This is a genomic window from Romboutsia faecis (assembly GCF_014323405.1).
Lineage (GTDB): Bacteria > Bacillota > Clostridia > Peptostreptococcales > Peptostreptococcaceae > Romboutsia_E > Romboutsia_E faecis.
Genome location: NZ_JACRWE010000002.1, coordinates 581850 through 600642, shown reverse-complemented (window position 1 = coordinate 600642; position 18793 = coordinate 581850). Strand labels below are relative to the sequence as shown.

The 18793-nt window shown below is 26.5% G+C and carries 14 protein-coding genes and 1 riboswitch; of the genes, 8 read left to right on the top strand and 6 right to left on the bottom strand.

Annotated elements, in window-relative coordinates; all coding sequences use genetic code 11:
- Window positions 1–315: 315 nt before the first annotated feature.
- Window positions 316–459 (bottom strand): hypothetical protein, encoded by a 144-nt coding sequence (locus tag H8923_RS06195; protein ID WP_153972024.1) that lies wholly within the window; start codon window positions 457–459, stop codon window positions 316–318.
- A gap of 192 nt (window positions 460–651) precedes the next feature.
- Between H8923_RS06195 and H8923_RS06190 the strand changes: the two genes are divergently transcribed.
- The 3 genes from H8923_RS06190 to H8923_RS06180 all read left to right on the top strand — a co-directional run bounded on the left by H8923_RS06190 (window position 652) and on the right by H8923_RS06180 (window position 4728).
- Window positions 652–1857, top strand: a complete 1206-nt coding sequence (locus H8923_RS06190; protein WP_153972025.1) for a Fic family protein — start codon at window positions 652–654, stop codon at window positions 1855–1857.
- 93 nt (window positions 1858–1950) lie between these two features.
- Window positions 1951–3432 (top strand): recombinase family protein, encoded by a 1482-nt coding sequence (locus H8923_RS06185; RefSeq protein WP_153972026.1) that lies wholly within the window; start codon window positions 1951–1953, stop codon window positions 3430–3432.
- A 69-nt stretch (window positions 3433–3501) separates the two neighbouring features.
- Window positions 3502–4728, top strand: coding sequence for a glycoside hydrolase family 18 protein (locus tag H8923_RS06180; RefSeq protein ID WP_153972027.1), 1227 nt, complete (start codon window positions 3502–3504; stop codon window positions 4726–4728).
- 62 nt (window positions 4729–4790) lie between these two features.
- On the opposite strand, the gene H8923_RS06175 is transcribed toward H8923_RS06180, so the two are convergent.
- The gene (locus H8923_RS06175) at window positions 4791–5390 is read right to left on the bottom strand and encodes a ribonuclease H1 domain-containing protein (protein ID WP_153972028.1); all 600 of its coding nucleotides are present in this window, start codon (window positions 5388–5390) and stop codon (window positions 4791–4793) included.
- Between the two features lie 184 nt (window positions 5391–5574).
- Window positions 5575–5747, top strand: a riboswitch (Lysine riboswitch).
- Between the two features lie 116 nt (window positions 5748–5863).
- On the opposite strand from H8923_RS06175, the gene nhaC reads away from it, so the two are divergent.
- Window positions 5864–7312, top strand: a complete 1449-nt coding sequence (gene nhaC, locus H8923_RS06170) for a Na+/H+ antiporter NhaC (protein ID WP_153972029.1) — start codon at window positions 5864–5866, stop codon at window positions 7310–7312.
- Between the two features lie 76 nt (window positions 7313–7388).
- Here nhaC and H8923_RS06165 read toward each other — a convergent pair whose 3' ends face one another.
- Window positions 7389–8339: a calcium/sodium antiporter gene (locus H8923_RS06165; protein ID WP_153972030.1), complete on the bottom strand. Its 951-nt coding sequence runs from the start codon at window positions 8337–8339 to the stop codon at window positions 7389–7391.
- Between the two features lie 165 nt (window positions 8340–8504).
- Between H8923_RS06165 and H8923_RS06160 the strand changes: the two genes are divergently transcribed.
- Window positions 8505–9356, top strand: coding sequence for a hypothetical protein (locus H8923_RS06160; RefSeq protein WP_153972031.1), 852 nt, complete (start codon window positions 8505–8507; stop codon window positions 9354–9356).
- A 119-nt stretch (window positions 9357–9475) separates the two neighbouring features.
- On the opposite strand, the gene H8923_RS06155 is transcribed toward H8923_RS06160, so the two are convergent.
- Entirely contained in the window at window positions 9476–11077 is a 1602-nt protein-coding gene (locus tag H8923_RS06155; protein ID WP_153972032.1) for an AbgT family transporter, read from the bottom strand.
- Between the two features lie 354 nt (window positions 11078–11431).
- The gene (locus H8923_RS06150; RefSeq protein WP_153972033.1) at window positions 11432–14542 is read right to left on the bottom strand and encodes a helicase C-terminal domain-containing protein; all 3111 of its coding nucleotides are present in this window, start codon (window positions 14540–14542) and stop codon (window positions 11432–11434) included.
- A gap of 206 nt (window positions 14543–14748) precedes the next feature.
- Here H8923_RS06150 and pdaA point away from each other — a divergent pair, with 206 nt between their 5' ends.
- Window positions 14749–15582 (top strand): delta-lactam-biosynthetic de-N-acetylase, encoded by an 834-nt coding sequence (pdaA, locus tag H8923_RS06145; protein ID WP_187127861.1) that lies wholly within the window; start codon window positions 14749–14751, stop codon window positions 15580–15582.
- Window positions 15583–15637: 55 nt separating this feature from the next.
- Here the strand turns inward: pdaA and H8923_RS06140 are convergent, their stop codons facing one another.
- Window positions 15638–16141, bottom strand: coding sequence for a hypothetical protein (locus H8923_RS06140; protein WP_153972034.1), 504 nt, complete (start codon window positions 16139–16141; stop codon window positions 15638–15640).
- Window positions 16142–16265: 124 nt separating this feature from the next.
- Between H8923_RS06140 and H8923_RS06135 the strand changes: the two genes are divergently transcribed.
- Together H8923_RS06135 and H8923_RS06130 are read left to right on the top strand one after the other, a co-directional pair.
- Entirely contained in the window at window positions 16266–17252 is a 987-nt protein-coding gene (locus H8923_RS06135; RefSeq protein WP_172976732.1) for a zinc dependent phospholipase C family protein, read from the top strand.
- A 98-nt stretch (window positions 17253–17350) separates the two neighbouring features.
- Window positions 17351–18793 (top strand): CehA/McbA family metallohydrolase, encoded by a 1443-nt coding sequence (locus H8923_RS06130; protein ID WP_153972036.1) that lies wholly within the window; start codon window positions 17351–17353, stop codon window positions 18791–18793.

Here is an 18793-nt window from a genome sequence, read left to right as displayed (position 1 = left end):
AAAATTTTAAACGAAATAGTTCTTTATATAACGAATTTTATGCTTTTTTTAACCTAAAATTACATTTTTATATAATTAAAATATATGTTATTATATCTAAAGTATATTAACTATTTTGATTATGGAGGTAAGGAAATTTTTATGATTATATTAATATTAATATTTATTTTTATTTTCATCACTTTTATCTTTATTCTCAACTTAATTAAACTACAGACTTATTTAAAAGTATTAGATAAACAAATTAATATAATTCGATCTAAAAATAAAGAACTCTATAAAAAACTTGATAAATAAAAAAGACTAGGTTAATTCCTAGTCTTTTTTATTTTCAACAAATTCTTCTATGTAATTTAATAATTCTTCTGCTTCTTCAACTTCTTCATTCTTTACTTTTACACATGAATATCTAGCATTTCTGCTTAATTCTTCTAAATATTCAGATTTACTTAAAATCACGTAATATAAAAAAATATATTAGAATAATATATTAAATATAGATAATAATAACTAGTATCTATCTGTTATTAAGATTTTAAGTATTAAAATATATTATTTTTAATAAGCATATACAAAATTTTATTGTGTACTTATTAAATATTATAAATTATAATATTTATAATATTTTATATATAGAAAGGAAGTGATATTATGAAATATAAATTATTATCAAGTTTATACTATAGCGATAAACAACTGTATGAAGAAACATATAATATGCGATGTAATAGTGAGTCCACATATAAATTCAATTTTAAAATAAAAAACAATAATGCTTTTGTTGTAATTAATAACGACATATTAAGTAAAATAAGTACTATTTTAAGTCTTGATAAAAGCTTATTTACAGCATCAAGTTATGTTCCACCTATTGCGCTATCAGAATATCAGCAAACATGCCTAATCGATGAAATAAGAATGACAAATGAAATAGAGGGCGTAAATAGTACTCGAAAAGAAATAAGCGATATTCTAAATGATAAAAAAAATGAAAATCCAAATAAAAGACTTTTCGGAATAGTAAAAAAATATGAAATGCTTCTGGAGGACAGTGATTTAGATTTATCTTCATGTAAATCTATTAGATCACTTTATGATGAACTTACATTGACTGATATAATAAATGAAAATCCACAACATGCTCCAGATGGTGATATATTCAGAAAAGAAAAAGTATATGTCTATAATAAGCATCAAAAAGTATTACATACAGGTTTGACGCCTGAATCAGAAATTATAGAGTCTATGTCACAAGCATTAGATATTTTAAATAATGATAATTATAATTTTTTAATTAGAATAGCTGTATTCCACTATTTATTTGGATATATACATCCTTTTTATGACGGAAATGGAAGAACTAGTCGTTTTATTAGCAGTTATTTACTATCAAAGCAACTAGAACCTTTAGTATCTTACAGAATAGCTTATACTATAAAAAATAATATAAATAAATATTACAAAAGTTTTGAAATATGCAACGATGAAAAAAATAAAGGTGACCTAACTCCTTTTGTTTTAACTTTTTTTGATTTTATAATAAAGTCTATGAAAGAACTATGCATTAACTTAACTGATAAATGCGAGAAATTCTCCCACTATAGTAAAATAGCTCATGATATATTTATTTCAGATGAAAAATTATCATGTATTGCATATATACTTGTACAAAATGCTCTATTTGGTGATGATGGATTAAGTATATCTGAATTAGTATATCATTCTGAATACGGATTGAGTACAGTCAGAAAAAAAATAAAAATACTTGAGGATTTAAAATTACTAGAATCATATAAACTAGGAAATAAAAATATATATACTATAAATCTTGAAAAACTTGAAAGCATACAAGAATAATTTTAAAATTTATTTTAAACCACTCTTTATTAAAATTTGAGTGGTTTTTATTTTTTTTAACATGATATAATTATCATGAAAGGTGGGTTTAAAATGAATACTTGTATATATTTAAGAAAATCTCGTGCAGATATTGAAGCAGAAAAAGAAGGTCAATTCGAAACCCTTCATAGACATAAGACTACACTCCTTAAAGTTGCTAAAGAGAGAAATTTAAATATAATTGATATAAAAGAAGAGCTTGTATCTGGTGAACATATTGAACATAGACCTCGTATGATGGAACTTCTCGAAGAAGTAAAAAATAAAAAATATGATGCTGTACTAGTCATGGATCTTGATAGACTTGGAAGAGGCAACATGCAAGATCAAGGATTAATCTTAGATACATTTAAACAATCTAAGACTAAAATTATTACTCCTCGTAAAATTTATAATTTAGATGATGAGTTTGATGAAGAATATAGTGAATTTGAAGCATTTATGGCTAGAAAAGAACTAAAGCTAATTAACAGACGTTTACAACGTGGTAGAATAAAAAGTATTGAAGAAGGAAAATATATATCTCCTGATGCTCCTTATGGATATGTATTTAAATATGATGATAAGGGAAAAAAGAACCTTGTTATAAATGAAGAACAAGCTAAAGCAGTGAAACTTATATTTGATATGTATCTAGAAGGTAATGGCGCAACCAAAATAGCTAATAAATTAAATAGTTTAGGTTACAGGACAAATAATAATATTGAGTTTAAAAATAAGGCCGTAAGAGATATACTTTCTAATATAACATATACCGGTTATGTTAAGTGGAAAACTGTAGATAGAAAAAATCATAGTAGAATTAGACCTGCAAGTGAACAGATTATATCAAAAGGCAATCATGAAGCAATTATAGATGAGTTTACCTTCAAAAAAGCTCAGGAGATAAGAAAGAGTAAATATATTAGCCCTACTAAAAAGAAGATCTCTAATCCTCTTGCTGGTATTCTTATATGTAAGAAGTGTGGTCATAGTATGATTCAAAAAATCTCTAGAGATAAATACTATTTAACATGTAGGCATTGTGATAATCGTTCTTCATATTCTAAATCTGTAGAAAAGTCTATAGTAGAATCTCTTGAAAATTATTTATATGATTATAAGATAAGAATAGAACCAAATACAAATACTCAAGAAATTGATAGATTAAAATTTGAATTAAAAAAACTACAAAAAGAATTAAAAGATACCGAGACTCAAAAAGGTAAATTATTTGATTTTTTAGAACGTGGTATATATGATGAAGACACTTTCTTAGAAAGATCTAATGTTCTAAAACTTAGAATAGATAATTTAAAAAGTCAAATATCAGAATCTAATCTAGCTATAATTTCTTATAACGAAAGTATACTAGCTAATAAGTTAATAATACCAAATATAGAAAAAGTTTTAGAAAATTATTATATTGCTACAGATGCAAAAGAGCAAAACTCACTCTTAAAATCTGTATTAGAAAAAGTTTTATATGAAAAAGATAAAACAGCAAAGGCTGATGATTTTACTTTGGAGCTTTATCCTAGATTACCAAAATAAATTTACAATGAAGTAAGTACTAGATAACCATTTTGCAGTTATAATATAACATCTAACTGGTTACCTGGTATGCCAGTTGTTTTACCTCCACCTAAAACATGTAAAGAGTTAAAAAACAGAGTTAAGTCTTGTAGCAAAGAATATCAATGTATGGATTGGTACTTATGTTTTATGCCCGAAGATGACTCTAAAAAATCAGGTACTTGTGAGGTTATGAATTACATGAATAGACCTCCAATAAATGCACCTGGTGAACAACAAGAAGGTAATCCTAATTGTCCTAATCTATCTCCTATAGTTATGGAATATGTATTTGGTAACCCTAAGAACGTTGATCCTAGATTTTTAGATGCGGTTATTTATGCTTTTGTTGAAATCAATCCAGATGGTACTTTATTAGTTCCAACTCCAAGATATTTAGATTATCTAGTTTCATTAAAAGAATCAAAGCCATCACTTAAGGTTATAGCTGCTATAGGAGGATGGGGTGCTGAAGGTTTCTCTGATGCGTCTTTAACACCTCAATCTAGATATGATTTTGCAAGAAATGTAAATCAACTTATAAGTGATTATGGCTTAGATGGAATAGATCTAGACTGGGAATATCCTGGAAGTAGCGCTGCTGGTATAAAATCTAGACCACAAGATAGAGAAAACTTTACTCTTTTAATAACTGCAATTAGGGATGTTATTGGGGATGATGCGTGGCTAAGTGTAGCTGGAACTGGTGATGTTGGATATACAAATAGAAGTCTGGAAGTAGATAAAGTAGCCCCTCTTATAACTTATTTCAACCTTATGAGTTATGACTTTACAGCTGGAGAAACAGGTGAAAGAGGAAGAAGACATCAAGCTAACTTATTTGAGTCAGATCTATCATTGCCTGGCTATAGTGTAGATGGAATGGTACAAAATTTAATCAATAATGGTATGCCTTCTCAGAAAATATTATTAGGTGTTCCATTCTATGGAAGATTAGGTGCTACAACAACAGTATCTTATGATGAACTTAGAAGAAATTATATAAATAAAAATGGATATGAATATAGATTTGATAATGTGGCTAAGGTACCTTATCTTGTAAGAGACGGTCAATTCGCTATGTCATTTGATAACGATCTTTCAATCTATTTTAAAGCACAATATGTATTAAACAATTGTTTAGGAGGAATATTCTCTTGGACATCAACTTTCGATCAAGCTAATATACTTGCTAGAGCTATGTATGAATCAATAAATAATCCACTTAACTTTAGAAAAGAATTAGAAGATATATACGGACCATTTGAAGATTAATTTATAAGAGTCTATATATTTAAAAGCCCCACAATTGTATTTGAATTGTGGAGCTTTTATTTTTATAATCCTATTGCTTTTTTTGCTAATTTATCAGCTTCTTCATTATATTTATTACCTGAATGAGCTTTAACTTTAACAAACTTGACATTTAATTTATCTTTTATGCTGTCATAGTATTTTTTATAATTTATAGTACCAATTTTATTAGTTTTCCATACTCCTGTACACCATTTTTCTATACCTTCATAGTCAAAATAAAGAATTAAATTTCCTATATTATTATCAAGGCAGTAAGCCATAGCTATTTTTGCTGCCTCTATTTCACCGGCTACATTTCTCATAGTTACAAGAGATTCTTCATTACCTTTTTCACTATAAGTTTTTTGAACTTCTCCATTTTTAAGAATAACAACACCAGATCCATATTCTCTTATGCAGTGTTCATAACTTCCGTCAACATATGCTTCTACTAAATTACTTTCATCTTTTATAACCATTTCTTTTTTTCCATAAATATAGTCTTTTGCTTCATCCATAGTTAAAAAACTCTTATACTCTGCTCCTGAAAATCCATTAACCTGAGATTTACACTCATCCCATGTATTATATATACCGACACACTTACCCTTTTTTACAGCATAAAACTTCTTTTTGCTCAAATTTAATCACTCCTATATTTTAATAATTATTACTATAATAATCCGTATTCAATCACTAAATATTTTAACTTAAACTCATATATTTTTGAAGTTTTATTTCTTAACTATACTATTTGTTTATTTATCTATTTGAATTTTTTTCTATTTATGTTATAATATATTCTATAATTTAATATCGAATATAACTAATGATAGAGGTTGCATTGTTAATAAGTAGTTTTGCAGAGTTAAGCACAGTGAAGCAAAATAAAAGGTAACATTGCCGAAATATATAAGTGACGCTTTAAGCTTATATGTTGGGGTTATGCATAATATGTATAACACTGTCACAATAATTTGTGGAGTGCTATCTTTAGATTAAGTCATATACTATATAAAAATGATTAAGTCTAGAGTAGAAGCTTCTACTCTATTTTTTTATCCCTATTTTAAATATCAGGTTATATTCAACAAAAAATTAAGGGAGGTCTATTATGACATCAACAAGAGAAAAAAAACAAGCAACATTGTTTGACGCTATATTATGTGTAGGCTTTTTAATCGTTACTTTAGTTACATGCTTAGTCATACTAAAAGATTACGAAATTTCAGCACATATACCTTTAATATTAGGAGGTGTATTTGCAGGTTGTATATCTATATTTAAATTAGGATTTACATGGAAGGAATTAGAAGAAGGAATTTTAGAAACTATTAATACCACTATGCAATCAATTTTGATTCTTTTAGTAGTAGGCATTTTAATAGGAACTTGGATTATAAGTGGTATCGTCCCATCAATGATATATTGGGGCCTTAATATATTATCTCCTAGTATATTCTTAATTGCTACAACTATTATATGTGCAATAGTATCTATTTCAACAGGTTCATCTTGGACAACTGTAGGTACAATAGGTATAGCATTATTAGGTATAGGAAGTGCATTAGGTATACCAAGTAGTATAATTGCCGGTGCAATAATATCTGGAGCATATTTTGGAGATAAGATGTCTCCTTTATCTGATACTACAAACTTAGCTCCTGCAATGGCTGGAACTAATTTATTTGATCATATAAAGCATATGTTATATACGACTGTACCTGCTTTAGCAATATCACTTATTCTTTATGGAATAATTGGCATGAAATATGCAGGAAGTCAAATAAATACATCACAAATAACAGAAATACAAAATGCATTACTTAACAGTTTTAATACTTTATCTCCATTTTTATTCTTAGTTCCTGTGGCTGTTATAGCTATGGTTATTTTAAAAGTACCAGCTATTCCAGCTCTTATGATTGGAGCTTTACTTGGAGGTTTAGTAGCAGTAGCATTTCAAGGAAACTCAGTTGCTGATGTAATAGTAGCAGCTAAAGTTGGATATACTTCAAACAGTGGTATGGTCTTTGTAGATGAATTACTTTCTCGTGGTGGACTTGAAAGCATGCTAGATACAGTAGCACTTATGATGTGTGCTTTAGTTACAGGTGGTATCCTTGAAAAGTCAGGTATACTTCAAGCACTTGCTGTTGCAATTCTTAAAGTAGCTAAAGGAACATTTGGATTGATTGCAGCTACAATATTTACTGCTATAGGAACTAATTTAGCTGTGGCTGACCAATATCTAGCTATAGTTATCCCAGGAAGTATGTATAGAGATGCATTCAAAAAACAAGGGTTAGCTGCTAAAAATCTATCTCGTGCTTTAGAAGATAGTGCAACAATAACTTCACCACTTATACCTTGGAATACTTGTGGAGCTTATATGTCTGCAACAATGAATATAGGATGTTTTGCATTCTTACCATTTGCATTCTTTAACTTGCTTTGTCCTATAATCTCATTATTCTATGGATTAACAGGATTAACTATAGAACAGCTTTCAGAAGAAACTGTTGAAGAATCAGAAAATGAAAAAGTAAAAGAAGTTATATAAATTTAATTATTCTAAAAATCCCTATGAAATAGATGTTATTAATCTAGTTCATAGGGATTTTTTATTTTCTAGTATCTTATTTTCTAATAATTATAAATATCATATATAAAATATATAAAGTTATAAGAACTACACCTTCACCTTTTTTAATAGTTCTTTTTGTAGATGCAAATATAAATGTAATTAAACTGATTAAAAGCATAACAAGCATATCTGCAAATACAATAGGATGAACTGCTATGTTATGAATAAACGATGATATCCCTAAAACAAATAATATATTAAATATATTAGAACCAACAGCATTACCTATAGCTATGTCACTTTCTCCTTTTCGTGCTGCTACAATACTAGTCACAAGTTCAGGTAATGATGTTCCCACAGATACTATAGTAAGACCTACAAGATTCTGACTCATTCCCCATGTTATTGCAATATCACTTGCAGAGTTTACTACCATATCTCCACCTATTATAATACCTGAAACTCCTAATATACTATATAAAATACTTTTACCTAATGGCATAATTTTAATTTCTTCTTCTGCAACATCATCCTTAGCTGTAAAAGCCATTTCTATAAGATAGTACATAAAAATTATAAATAATGCTAATAACATTAATCCATCTGCCCTTGTCAATGCATTTTCACTATATCCTTGAAATCTAGTATCATGTGCTAATATAGCTAACACAATAGACGCTAACATTACAAAAGGAAACTCTTTAATTATAGTACTTTTTTGAACTTTTATAGGATGTATCAATGCAGTTGCCCCTACAACAAAACTTAAGTTAAAAATATTAGACCCTACAACATTAGCAATTGCCATATCATTTTGTCCACTTAATGCTGCTGTAATACTTACAGCGGCTTCTGGTGCACTAGTACCAAATGCGACAATAGTAAGACCTATAATCAAACTCGGTATATTGTATCTCTTTGCTATAGAAGATGCTCCTGATACAAATCCATCTGCTCCTTTTATAAGAAGAACAAACCCAATTAATAATAATATATATACCATATAAAATTGCTCCTTTATTATACTTTTGATGATAATTCATATTCTTTCTTATTTTTTCTTATATATCTATTATTATTCAATACAATATATATAAGTATATTTTTCATAGTATTTTTAGATACTATTCATATAAATTACATCTATAAAAAAGGAGATAAATATGTTATGAAAAAATGCATTATATGTATATTATTTTTTATATTATTATTGACAACAGCTTGTACTATGAATAATTCAAATAATTCATCTTCAAATAATAATTATATAAAACAAGCTAGTGCTGATACAACAAAATTAATAGGTACCAAATCTAAAGATCTAGAAACCTCATTAGGTATTCCATATTCAGCAATATATTATATTGATTCAAATAAGATTAAATATATAAATACAGAAGATGTAACATTAAAAAGCCTAGAAGACAGTATATCTGTAATTGCTACTTATAAAAATAATAATAAAGAAAATCCATTTCTTCATGTATATTTTGAAGATGGTATAGTAAAAAATTCTATATCAGGTGATTATAACTTAAGAACATCAAAAGATTTTATTTCATCTAATAATCTAACTAATTCAGATTATAAAGTAGAGTTTTATAATCATAAAGGTATGATATGCAAAAGTGATTTTGTAGTAAGTTATGCTGCTAAAGAATTTTTTGGCAAAAGTATTAGCGATTTTAATACTGAATTCAATCTAAATTCAGCTAACTTTATAGCCTCTACAATAAATAACAAAGAAAAGCTTTATTTTTATCCTTTAGTGCCTCACAAACAACATCCAGATAAAAACCACAACTATCCTAAATATAGTTCTAACAATAATGCAAAACTGGATACTGTTAACCCTGTAAACAACAACTTAAGTAACACCAACAAAACAAACAACAAAGACCTAAGTAATTACTCAGACTCATCAGTAGTAATATATACAAAGGATAATAAAATACAATCAATAACAATAGAAGGAAAAGACTTCGTTCTAGGACTAATAAACAAGGCATTTTCCAAATAATACACTCCACTATAAAATAAAAAAATTCCCAGTTATGCAGCATATTTCTATATGCATAACTGAGAATTTTATTTTACTGCCCCGATATCTAAATAGATTTATAGAAGCTATTATTTATTTTATAATCCGTAAACTAGTCCAGCTCCTGGCCCTAGTGGTAATTTAAAAGTCATCCATAATATTAACATTAATATCCATCCTGCTAAGAATACTATAGTATATGGTAACATTGTTGATATTAATGTACCCATACCCGCTTTCTTATCATGCTTTTGAGCGAATATAACTATCATTGCAAAATAAGTCATAAGAGGTGATATTATATTTGTAGTTGAATCACCTATTCTGTATGCAACTTGAGTTAATTCTGGAGATATCTGCAGCTTCATGAACATTGGTAAAAATACCGGAGCCATTATAGCCCATTTAGCTGAAGCTGATCCCATGAATAAGTTTATAAATCCTGCAAATAGTACGAATACTATCATAAGAACTATAGAGTTCATCTTCATAGATTGTAATAAGTTAGCTCCATTTATAGCTAATATAGTACCTAAGTTAGTGTATGAGAAGTAGTTAACAAATTGAGCCATTACGAATGCTAATGCTATATAACTTCCCATAGAAGCCATTGATTTCCCTAATTCATTACCAATATCTTTTTCATTTTTAAATTGACCAGATACTTTACCATATACACAAGCAGCTACGAAGAATATTATAGCTATTAATAATACGAATCCATTCATTAATGGCGAATGATCTATTATTGAAGCCATGAATCCTTGTTCTTGCTCTATTGATACGTTTCTTAATGGTGAATTTGGAAGCATTATTGCTATAACTATACCAACTAACATTGCTAAAACTGTTAAGTTAGTTATCTTTAATGCTTTCTTTTCTTTATCACTTAAATTTTGTAAATCTTGATCTTCTTTAGATAATGTAGAGTTTCCAGAATAAGCCCCTAGTCTTGGCTCTACTATTTTATCTGTTACAAACCATCCTAATAGTGTTATTAAAAATGTTGAAGCAACCATGAAGTATAAATTTGAAGTTGCTTGTACTGTATAAGTTGGATCTATCATTTGTGCTGCACTTGTAGATATACCAGCTAACATTGGATCTATTGTTCCTATTATTAAGTTAGCACTGAATCCTCCAGAAACTCCAGCAAACCCTGCTGCAAGTCCTGCAAGTGGATGTCTACCAAATGACATAAATATTAATGCTCCAAGTGGAACTAATACAACATAACCAGCATCACTTGCTATATTTGACATAACCCCTAAGAATACAACCATTGGTGTAACTAATGCTGCAGGAGTTACTGCAACTGTCTTCTTAAGTAAAGCAGATATATATCCACTTCCTTCTGCAGTTCCTATCCCTAACATACCAACTAAAACCATTCCTAATGGTGCAAAGTTAACGAAGTTAGTGATAGCGTTTTCTAACATATATACAATACCATCTCTTGAAAGTAAACTAGTTGCCGCTATTGTAGAAACTTCTAATTCTCCAGTAGTTCTATTTACAAGTTCTCCTTCTACTGAAAGCCCCATAGCTGCAGTTATTGCAGATATAATTATAATTGCTAAACAAAATAATGAGAATAATGTAATTGGATGTGGAAGCTTATTTCCCACTATTTCTATTCCATCAAGACATTTTTGGAATAGACTTTTTTTCTCTTGCGATGATTTTACAGCGCTATCCATATTTGTTCCCTCCCTAATAATAATTTCTTATTAAATATAAATTAAATTTTATATACTAATTATATCAATACGCAAATAAATGTCAACTTTATTTTTTAAAATTTTCTATAAATTTAAAAAATAATACTTTATTTTTTAAATTTTGTCATTATATCATAATTCCTTTTTTTTCTGAAAATTCGTTTTTTTATTTTTTTTATAAGTTATATTAATAAACCCTAGTAAATTACACATTTATCTAGGGTTTATTTTAATTTAAAATAATTCAATATCTAAATTATTTTAAGTTTTTTTTGAAAGTTAAATATATTTTTTTTCATTTTTATAAAAAAAACAGATTTTATTATTAAGTTTCTAAATTAACTTATCTTTATTTATTAAATAAGTTATGTCAAAGTACTTTATTTTAAAAGTTTTTTCAAAATTGTTCATATATTGTACTCGACTCATTAATGTTCTATTTTTTATTTCTTTATTTATATACTCCTCTACCTTTTTCATATCTTCAAAATTTATATTTTTTAAGGATTTTGATATATCTATTATTGCTGACTTTATAACTTCTTGCCTAGATTTTTTAAGATGACTTTCAATGTTCTTATACATATTAGCTCTATTCATACTAAGTATCTTACATCCATGTAAATCTCTTTCTAGCATTCTTAAAGTTGCTAAGTTACTACCACTATTAAATATAACAAAGCATCCATAATCATATTTACTTCTTAATATTCTTCCTAAGGCTTGTTTTACTTTAATAGCTAACTGAGGATAGTTTATTGCATGATAAGGTATATTGTATTTATGCATTATCGTTGAGTATAGTGGGTCTTTTGGATTTAAATTAGGTATTTTATCCATTGTCGCACATATTAATCCATCACCTGGTACATCAACACCTTCAAAACATCCTTTAGATCCTAATACTACACATTTTTTATCTATATTTTTAAGTACCTTAATACCCTTTTTATCATTATATATTTCTATATCTTTTTCATGTAAATAGCCTTTTAATATATCATAGGTTTTTTTCTGCCTATCTTTACTATTAAAAAGACATAATGTATGACCATTGGTAATATCACAAATATCACTTATTATTTCACTCATATCATCTATAAAATTATCATTCTTATAACTAGATATATCATTTATACTAATTACTGATAGTCTCTTTTTATAATCATAAATAGGGTCTATAATTTTCTCAACATTACCTACTCTATTTATTCCTAGAGCTCTTTTAAAATAGTCCATTTTATTTCCAATACTTAATGTAGCAGATAAAAATATACCACTAGATAAAGTACTTAATATATTTTCCTCAAATAAGTCTGCTAAATTAAGTGGTACAACTCTAAATTCAAAATGCCTAAAATCTCTATCTATATCTACAATCCTAGCAACTTCATCCTCTTCACTGTACTCTAAGAAAGCTTGCATAGTAGTTTTTATACATTCCATATCCATAAACCTAGATTTTCCAAACTTATATATATCTGATTCTTTATCACAACTATCATCGTCCATATTTCTATCAATAATAACTAACATTGAAGAAAGGTTTCTTATTATTGTTTCGCAACTAAGTTTAACTCTATCAGTATAAGCTTTATATGTTAAACTAATATAATCATTATCCTTTCTTACTTTACTTGCAACATCATTTTCCTGAAGGTTTAGTTCCCACCTTAAATTGTACATACTAGCATTTTTATAATCACTACTTTCTCCGTACATAAGCAATGAATCAATTTCTTGTACAATTAAATTTATATTTGTACTTATCTTATCTTTTTGAGTTCTATCTAACCTTATGTGATTATAAAATTTATCAAACATTTTCATTTTTCTAAGTTTTTTGTTGTAAGCAAATGGACTGTTATAAATATTTTCATAAGGATACATTTCTTGTAAGAAATATTTAAATGATCTTGAATCTACTATACTAGAAAAGAATTCATATCCTTTTTCAGTTAGGTTATGAGCCTCATCTACGATTAAATTTTCTATAGGTTTTTCTTCTTTATATGGCCATTTAGCAAGTAATGAGTGATTAATGACTGTTATGTCTTCTTCTTTTAATTCTTCAACTCTTCTTTTATACAGGCAGTTTTTAATACATTTTTTAGGCCTACATAAATTAGGATCACAACTTGCATATATGATATGATTTTCAATACCTGCGAAATGATTTATAACCCAATAGTTTATTTCTTCTATATCTCCATAATTGCCTTCCTCTACTAGTCTTTCTAGATAAATAATACCAAGAACATCTAAGACAGTTGTGTCTTCTGAGGTATAATCAGACTTATATCCTTCTAGTTTTTCTACGCAAATATAATTATTTTTACCTTTTATATATCCATAACTTACTTTATTATTTAAACCTAATGAATTTAAAATATTAGGAATATCCTTATTTATAAGTTGTGTTTGTAATTCTTTTGTATCAGTTGATATTATAATCCTTTGACTTCTTAATCTAGCTTCTAAAATTGCAGGTAGTAAGTATCCTACGCTTTTTCCGATTCCTGTAGGTGCTTCAATACACGCAACCTTAGCAGAACCACTATTACCTCTAAAAGTTTCTCTTATTGTTTTAGTAAGCTCGTGTTGTCCTGGTCTAAATTCATATATAAAACCTTCTTTATTTGCCCATATGCTTTCATCCTTCAATAAATCTTCGTAAGGACTATGTTTTGAATGAATTTTATTAAAAACTTCCTTTTCTTTTTCATTATCTCTCTTAATGTTATTATTTTTATCATTTTTATACCTTACACAATCATCAGATACATTGTAATTTCCATTGTCTATATGTTTACTCCAGTTCCAATTAGGTAAACCAAATTTATTTAAATAAGAATTTATTTTAAAACTTAAGGGCTCTAAAGTAATCTCACTCTCTTCTTTATTAAGTCTCATTAATAATGAATTTACAATCTTTATTGTATCCATCGCATCATCTAAAGCTCTATGGCTTTCATTTTTCTTATCATTAGTTATAGTTTTCTTTAAATAATCTAAATTAAATTCTCTATGATACGGCTCTAAAATAGCTGCTAACTCCATAGAGTCAATAATCTCATTTTTTAATTCAGGTATATATATATCAAAAAAACTTTTCTCAAAAAGTGCATTATGACAAATAATAGTTTTATCCTCAACAAATTCAATAAGCTTTTTTTTAACAATATTTAACTCTAAAGCATTCTTAAAATCTTCTTTTTTTAATCCAGTACATAAAGAAAATATTTCTAAAGGTATCTCTCTTTTATTTTTTATTAAAGTTTCAAATGTAAATTTATTTGTACCCTCTATTTTGATAGCACCAATTTCTATAATTTCTGATTTACTTGGATTTAATCCACTAGTTTCTATATCTAAGAAAACAACATTATCTAAAACACTTATAATATTGTTTTTAATTTTGATTATATCTGTAATTCCCTCCATCTTTCGTCCTTTCAAAATTACCAAATAAACAATATATGCTTATTTTATATAATAATAACTTTACTATACATTTTAGAAAATTAAAATCCCTTATAAAAATTGACAAAATTTTATAATTTCTTATTGTCTATATTTGTAGTATATAATAACTAATATTTATTAAAACTATAATGAAGTAAAATTTATTTATATATTGAGGTGGTTTTGTGAATAAAAAAAGTTATAAAAATTATTATATATTAGGTATATTTTTACTCGTTTTTTCTTTATTGATAATACCTAATTTCTCATTATTTAATAAAATTAAAACTCAAATATCTTCTCCTGATCTTAGCACTCATGAATATAGCTGGTATTTTAATCCAAGAGAAGATGGAAAGCAACCTACTGCTATACAAGAAGCTAGCTTTTTTAATAAATACAGTTCATATTATGTAGGGGATCCTAATGAGAAGGTAATATACCTAACTTTTGATTCGGGATATGAAAACGGATATACAAATACTTTATTAGATGTTCTAAAGAAACATAACGCTAAGGCACACTTTTTTGTTGTAGAAACATATATAAAATCTAATCCTGATATTATAAAGCGTATGGAAAAAGAAGGACATTTGGTATGTAACCATTCAAAAAGCCATCCTTCCATGGCTAGTATACATGACTTTGATAAGTTTAAATCAGAAATTATTAGTGTTGAGGAAGCTTATAAAGAAGTAACGAATAAAGAAATGCCAAAATACTTTAGACCCCCAATGGGTAAATTTAGTGAAGAGTCTTTAAAATATACACAAGATTTAGGATATAGTTCTATATTTTGGAGTTTTGCTTATGTTGACTGGTATAACGATAAACAACCTACACATGAATTTGCGAAAAATAAAATTTATTCAAGAACACATCCTGGAGCAATAGTTTTACTACATTCTAACTCAAAAACTAATAGTGAAATACTAGATGATGTGCTAACACACTGGGAAAAAGAGGGTTATAGACTAGAAACGCTTGATTATTTAGTTAAAAATAAAACTAAAAAATAAACTATTAGAGGTGGTTATAATCAACCACCTCTAATAATTTGTATTTAAAGAAATTTTATGCATCCACAAATATATTTTTACCATTATAGTTAGCAACCCAATAAGGTTTATATATACTTTTAACCTCTATTAATTTTATATTTTGAATATTCATATTCTCTAATAAGTCACTTTTATATTTTTTTCCTAAAAATTTAAAAATTTGATTTTTAACTTCTTCTATAATCTGGTACTCATCAACCTTAGATTTTTTTATACAGCTCTTTGGTATATATCTCTTTACTGTATTAGGAGCATCATCTACAGACTCAGAATATCCACTATATGTATTAACTATCATTGTAATATTAAAGGTTTTAGAATTATTTCTAAAAAAATTAATGCTGCCTTTCTTGCTTATTATCTGATATGTCAGAACCTTAAACTCAATATATTCTAAATGTATATCTTGGGCTTTATTATTAAATTGTATAATTTTACTTATCAAAGGAGTTTTAGTAAAAATCTTTTTCATAGCATCTTTTTTATTTACATTTACTTTTATAGAATCCACTAGCATATTAAATCCTCCTAGGATGATTTTTATATATTTATAAATTATATTATCTATAAGCTTGTTCTAATGTATATAGATTTTAAATTTACATAAGCTAAGAATTATATATTTTATGGGAGGATTAGAAATGCCTAGAGCCATTACACATTATTTATTTGCATTGGACTGTTTAGATATATTAGATAGTTATACGAAAAATATTATAAATGAAAATTATGATATGTATATATTAGGATGCCAAGGTCCTAATTTCTTCAATTATTATAATGACTTTTCATTCTTTAATAATAAAAATATCTCTCAATTAAGTGCTATTATTCATAATAAAAATATTAACCGTTTTATAAAAAATATGATTATGTACTCAAAAAACAAAGAAAACTTAAAATATGTATTTAATGATATAAACTTTTCAAATATTTGTATTTCATATATATATGGTTATCTAACTCATTACATTTTAGACAAAGAATCACACCCTTATATATATAATTTACAAAAAAACTTAAGAGATAAATATAAATATAAAAGCTCTATAGCTCTTCATAAAAGTATAGAAACGCATATTGATAGTTTGCTTCTTCTTAAATTTAAAAACCTAAAACCTTATGAATTTAAAGATTATTTGAATATAAACTTAAAAAATAATGAGCTTTTAATACTTTCTGATATGTATAGCTACCTAGTATGCTCAGTTTATAATAAAAATGTATCCTGTAATGATATAAAAAAATCTTTTCATACCTTTAAGAAAGTAGAAAATAAAATAAATTCATCACCAAATATTATATCTAAAATTTATTTGAATATAAAAAATAAAACTGCTAAAAGCAGCTATATAGATAATGAAGTATATTCTAATTACACACATTGTATTAATGATTTACTAAATGAAAGACATAATAAATGGATTGATCCTTTTTCTAAACAAGAATCTAATCAATCTTATTTAGATATATATATAAATAGCCTAAAACTCTATATAGATTTAATAAATGATTTAAATCTATATTTAGATTGTAAAATTTCATTATCTTCTTTACTACTAAAATTAGATAATAAATCATTTTTAACAAATCAAAATTGCAATACTGATAATGTAATTTCAATATAACATATTGGTTTTTATTTACAGTAATTTATGATTTAAATATGCTAAAAATATTATAGAAAATATTTATTAATATAAAATTATTTGCTAGGGATGGTATTATGAAATTAAAAAAAATAACATTATTAATAATTTCAATAATTTTAGTTAGTATTTTTATTTTTAATGATAAAGGAATTATAAAAAGCAAAACTCAGGATTATTTTGTAAATGCAATAGTTGAAGAAAATATTGATTTAACACCTCCAGATATAATTGAAATTAACCCTAATAAATGTCAAAAATATATAATTGGAAAACCTAAAATCAGTATTAATTTTAAAGATTCTAGTGGTGTGGATTTATCTTCAATAAAACTTTATATTAATTATAAAGATGTAACAAAGGAATGTAATATAACAGATAATAATATAACTTATCTGCCAAAGAAAAAATTTAAAAGAGGTAACCAGATAGCCAAGATAGAGCTTTCTGACTTATCTGAAAATAAAAACAAAAAAGTATTAGAATGGTATTTTACTGTTGGTACACCTATATATACTCATTATAGAGGGTTGCTTCATGCTCATACATCTAATAGTGATGGACAAGGAACTTACGAAGATGCTTATTACTTATCTAAGTATGAAGCAAAATTAGATTTTTTTGCTATAACTGAGCACTCAAACAGCTTTGACAACGACTTAAAATGTAATCTAGATAATGCTAGTCCTAGTAAAAAATGGACTAATTTATTAAACTGTTCAAAAAAATATACATCAAATGGAGAGTTTATTGCATTAGATGGATTTGAAATGACATATAGTAATAAGGTAAATCCCCCTAAGGGTCATATAAATATATTTAATACTGATGGCTTTGTTTCTAGAAATAATGAAAATTTAGATTTAAAAAGCTTTTATTCACTTATATCTAACTATGATGATTTAATTGGGCAATTTAATCATCCAGGTACTCAATTTGGTGATTTCGAGGATTTTAAATATTCTCCTCAAGCTGATAGTGTAATGTGTCTTTTAGAAGTTGGAAATGGAGCTAAAAAGGACATTAGTAAAAATAAAAGAACTCACGATATGTATCAAAAAGCTTTAGATAAAGGATGGCATCTTGCTCCAACATGTAATCAAGACAACCATAAAATGGATTTTGGTATAGCCAATGAATATAGAACTGTAATTTTATCTACTGATCTTAGTAAAGAAGCATTATATGATGGTTTAAGAAATATGAGAGTTTATGCTACTGAAGATAAAAATATAAAAATAGACTATACACTTAATGATTCTCCTTTAGGATCAACACTAAATAAACCATCAAAATTAAATTTTGCTATTTGTGCAGTTGATAAAGATTTTCAAGATAAAATTAATGAAATTCAAGTCATAAGTAATCAAGGTAAAATAATTAAAAGCAAAAAATTTAATTCTAACTTAGCTAAGCTTGAATTTAATTTACCATCTAATGAAAATACATTTTACTATGTCAAAGTAATTCAAAATGGCGATAAAATTTCAGTTACAGCTCCAATTTGGGTAAAAAAATAG